This window comes from Nocardia sp. NPDC051750 (genome assembly GCF_044453135.1).
GTDB lineage: Bacteria > Actinomycetota > Actinomycetes > Mycobacteriales > Mycobacteriaceae > Nocardia.
The window spans coordinates 1,564,290-1,568,320 of the sequence record NZ_JBITCK010000001.1 but is presented as its reverse complement, the minus strand read 5'-3'; the positions used below and the strand labels follow the sequence as shown (position 1 = coordinate 1,568,320).

Genomic DNA, 4,031 nt, shown 5'->3' with positions numbered 1-4,031 from the left:
TCGCCGAATAGAGGCGGCACCCCACCGAACACAATGAGTGGCGGCCCGGTCGATGACCGGGCCGCCACTCATTTGTATTCGGCCGGACTCGCGGAGTCGCACCACACAGTGCCGAGTTCAGCGAGGCCGTGGAGGATTGAGGCCGCGTCGTGCTTCAGTCCTCGAAACGCATGCGGCGAAGCCGCGAGTCTCGAGGGCTGGAGCACGACGCCGAGGGGTCTCAACCCCGCGGCGCCGAAGGCGCCGCAAAAAAGACACAGCCTCAGATGCCCATGCCGCGGGCGAGGACGGGCCAGGAGGCCCGGAACTCGTCTTCCCAGTAGCCCCACGAGTGGGTGCCGTTATCGCGGAAGTTGAAGGTGGCAGGGATGCCCAGGGAATCGAGGCGGTTCTTCAGGTTGTGGGTGCAGAAGTTCGTACCCGCTTCGATCACGCCACCGACCAGGACCTGGTTGGCCAGACCGTAGGAGCCGGGGAGAGTGTGCGGGCCGTTCAGCGTGTCCCAGCGACCGGGCAGGCCGTTACCGGTGGAGACATAGAGTTCCAGACCGCGCAGACCTTCGGCGTTGACGTACGGGTCGTTCTCGACCCATTCCTCCGAGCCCTGCGGACCCCACATGTTCATGGTGTCGCCGCCACCCCACACCTCGACGGTGAGCTTCACGAACTCCGAACCGACCGGATCGCTGGTCTGCGCGCAACCGCTGTAGGCGGCGGCCGCCTTGTACAGTCCCGGCTTCGCGATCGGCAGCGCCAGCACGGTGGTGCCGGAGGTCGACAGCCCGGCGATCGAGTTCACCCCGTTGGTGCCCAGCGCGCCGTCCACCAGCGGCGGAAGTTCCTCGGTGAAGAACGTCTTCCACTTGTTGCGGCCGAGCGCCGGATCGTCCTTGATCCAGTCGGTGTAGTAGCTCCAGCTACCGCCGATCGGCTGCACGACGTTGACGTTCTTGTCGGACAGGAACTCCAGCGTATTGGTCTGGGCCTGCCACGATGCCGAGTCCTCGCCGCCACCGGCTCCGTTCAGCAGGTACAGCGTGGGCCGGGGCACCGAGGCGTCGGCCGGACGCTGCACATCGACGATGATCTCCTTGTCCATGGACGTGGACTGCACATACAAGCGCAGGTTGCGATCGTCCTTGTACTCGGCCTTGACGATGCGTGACCCGTTGGGCGAGGTCGGGTCGGCGAGCAGGGTCTTGGACTCGATGATCGGGTCGGCTGCGGCGGTGCTACCGCCGAGGCCCGTCATCACTCCCGCGAGCACCGCTGTGGCCGCGACCATCGCCGCAGCGCGTCTGCCGCCACGCCGGCTGAGTCGACGTATCAATTTCGCACCTTCGCTTCGTCTCGAATTTCCATTCGGGCTCTCTCGACGCCGTGGGGACCGGCTCCCGAACGCCTCACAGTAGCCGGGCACGAGTCGACCGCCCCGGCACTTCCGCCTGTGTAGTCGTACGGCGTGGACATATCGTTACCGTAGCGTTGCCCGAAGATCTCGGCCCGGCCGCGCATACAGTGCCGATTCAGCACGCCAGGATAACGGTTGTGGTGACGCCGAATAGCGCCGGGCGCGCTCAATCATGCCCGCCACGGCGCGAACCGGCCGTCAGCGACCCGCCGTGACGCTCGACACGGCCGAGGTACTCCAGGACGCCGTCGCGGCGCCGGACGATATCCCCGGTGCGGTACAGGCGGCCACCGCCGGCCGCGGCGACGAACCGGCCGGCGGTCGCGCCCGCAGCGTCGTAGTACCCGCGAGCCAATTGCGGTCCCCCGATGTACATCTCGCCGGCCGTACCCGGTGGCACCGGCCGCAGTCGCTCGTCCAGCAGGTACACCCGGTCGTTGGTGACCGGCCGCCCACCGACGGACCCCACGGTGATGACACCGGTCTCGTTGTGGCCGTACCAGATGACCAGCTCCGCACCCGGCAACAGCGTCATGAACCGCTCCACCCCGCCCGGCGGCAGCGCGGCGCCGTCCACGACGACCCGGCGCAGGCTCGGATGCGCGGCCCGGCCGCCACCGTCGGCCACCGAATCCAGGAAACGGTCCAGCAGGGCCGGGACGACGTGCACGATCGTCACCTTGTGCGCGGCGATCGAACGCGACAGATCCGCGGCCCGGCCCGGATTGTCGGGCATCAGGATCTGCGCACCGCTGTGCAGCGGCCGGAACAGCTCCCAGAGCGTGATATCGCTGATGGTGGGAGCCGCGTGCAGCACCAGATCGTCCGCGTCGTACGGGTGGCTGCGCTGGGCCCGGCGCAGCCGTTCGACCAGCTGGCGGTGGGTACCGGTGACACCGGTCTCCGACTCCGGGAGATAGCGGATATCGGCGATATCGTCGACGGATACGACCGGGTCCGCGGCGGGGTCGGTCGGTAGCTCCAGGTAGAGCAGATCGATGGCCACCACCGGGATACCGGTACCTGTCGTCACACCGTCGTCGGAGATGCTCAGCACACAGATCGGGGCGGCGGACCCCAGCACTCGATCGAGTTCTTCGGCCGGGCGGCCCGGATCCACGGGGACGTACGCACCGCCGGCGCGCAGCACCGCGACCACCGCGACCACCAGATCGATTCCGGGTCGCATCGCCACCGCGACCGGGGTCTGCGCACCGACACCGAACCGGATCAACTCCACCGACAGCGCCCGCGACTTCCGGTCCAGTTCGGCATAGCCGAGCAACCGCGCGCCCTGCCGGACCGCGGGGACCGCGGGAGTGCGCGCCACTTGTTCGTCGAACAGCGACAGCAAGGTGCCGGCATCGTCACGCGACCCGAGATCCAGGATCGGCGACATATACGCGGTGGTTTCCACATCGGTGACCGGCCGCAGGAAAGTGGTCGGTTCCGGATCGGCGGTACTGTCCGGCTCCGCCTCGTGGGCCGTATCCGGTTCGTAACTCACCGCGGCAGGCCCGGCGGATTCCGGGTCCACCGCCGATTCCGCCGCGGGCTCCGGCCGCCGCTGCGGTAGTGCGGGCGGTGCGGCGGCCGGCTCTCCATCGGATACGGGTCGCCGCTGTGGGAGCGGCGCGAGCGGCGGCTCGGGCGTGGGCCGTGCCGACTCCGGCTGATCCGCCGGGAGTGGGCGGCGCTGCGGCAGCACACTCGGAACGGGATCCGGCGGCGCACCCGCCTCGGGGACGAGCCCGGCAGCGCCGGCCTCGATCGGCGCAGCAGGTCGCCGCTGGGGTAACCCACCGGGCGCCGAGGTGAGCCCCTCCTGGTCCGCCGCCCCGGGGTCGTGCTGCTCGACGACCGGCTGCCGCCGCTGCGGCGACCCCGGGCTGTCCGGATCAGGAACGCCGGGGGCGGCGGTATCGAAAGGCTCGGGCGGCAACGAACTGCTCTGGTATCCGCGTCGTTGGGGAGGCTCGCTCGGGGCGGGCGAGGTCGACTCGAAGCCGTGGTCCCCGCCGTTCACCGGCTGTCCGGCAACCGGCGGGCGACGCTGCGGCAGCCCATTCGGATCGGACCCGGTCGCCTCGAGAGCCTGATCCCGGGGCCCCACGGACTGCTCGGCGAGCGACGAACGGCGCCGCGGCAGAGCGTCGGGCACGGAATCGGTGGACTCCGCTGTCGGAGTACCCCCTACGGTCCCGGACCGGCGCTGCGGCAATCCGCTCGGGCCTGTCCCCTCGCCTGCCGCGCCGGTCGGCCACTCGGCGGCGGCGTGCGGCCGGCGTTGCGGCAGTTCCGAACTGTGCGCAGCGGACGTACCGGGGTCGTGATCGGCGAGGGACCCGGACAAACCAGAACCCTCGTCTGACGAGGTCCCGTGCTGCGGAACAACGGCGGGGGCCGGGTCCGCCCACTCCCGTCCCCGGACCGGGCCGGCGGTCGGCTGCTCGGTGGCTCGCGACCGTCGTTGCGGCAGTTGCGAACCGCGCGAAGCGGGGGCACTCGAGACTTGGTCCGCGAGAGAATCCGACGAACGAGCCCCCTCCTCGGACCCCGCCCCACGCTGCGAAAGAACGGAGGAAGCCGGTTCCGCCGACTCCCGGCCCAGGTCCCGTAC

Annotated in this window: 2 protein-coding genes; both read right to left on the bottom strand. The window is 69.9% G+C overall.

What is annotated here, in order from left to right:
• Positions 1-262: 262 nt before the first annotated feature.
• Positions 263-1,285 (bottom strand): alpha/beta hydrolase, encoded by a 1,023-nt coding sequence (locus ACIA75_RS06985; protein WP_397101017.1) that lies wholly within the window; start codon positions 1,283-1,285, stop codon positions 263-265.
• Between the two features lie 292 nt (positions 1,286-1,577).
• The gene (locus tag ACIA75_RS06980; RefSeq protein WP_397100705.1) at positions 1,578-3,353 is read right to left on the bottom strand and encodes an AMP-binding protein; all 1,776 of its coding nucleotides are present in this window, start codon (positions 3,351-3,353) and stop codon (positions 1,578-1,580) included.
• Positions 3,354-4,031: the final 678 nt, after the last annotated feature.

Coding starts and splice junctions, on each gene's coding strand:
- ACIA75_RS06985 (WP_397101017.1), bottom strand. CDS start 1,285: ATGGTCGCGGCCACAGCGGTGCTCGCGGGAGTGATGACGGGCCTCGGC.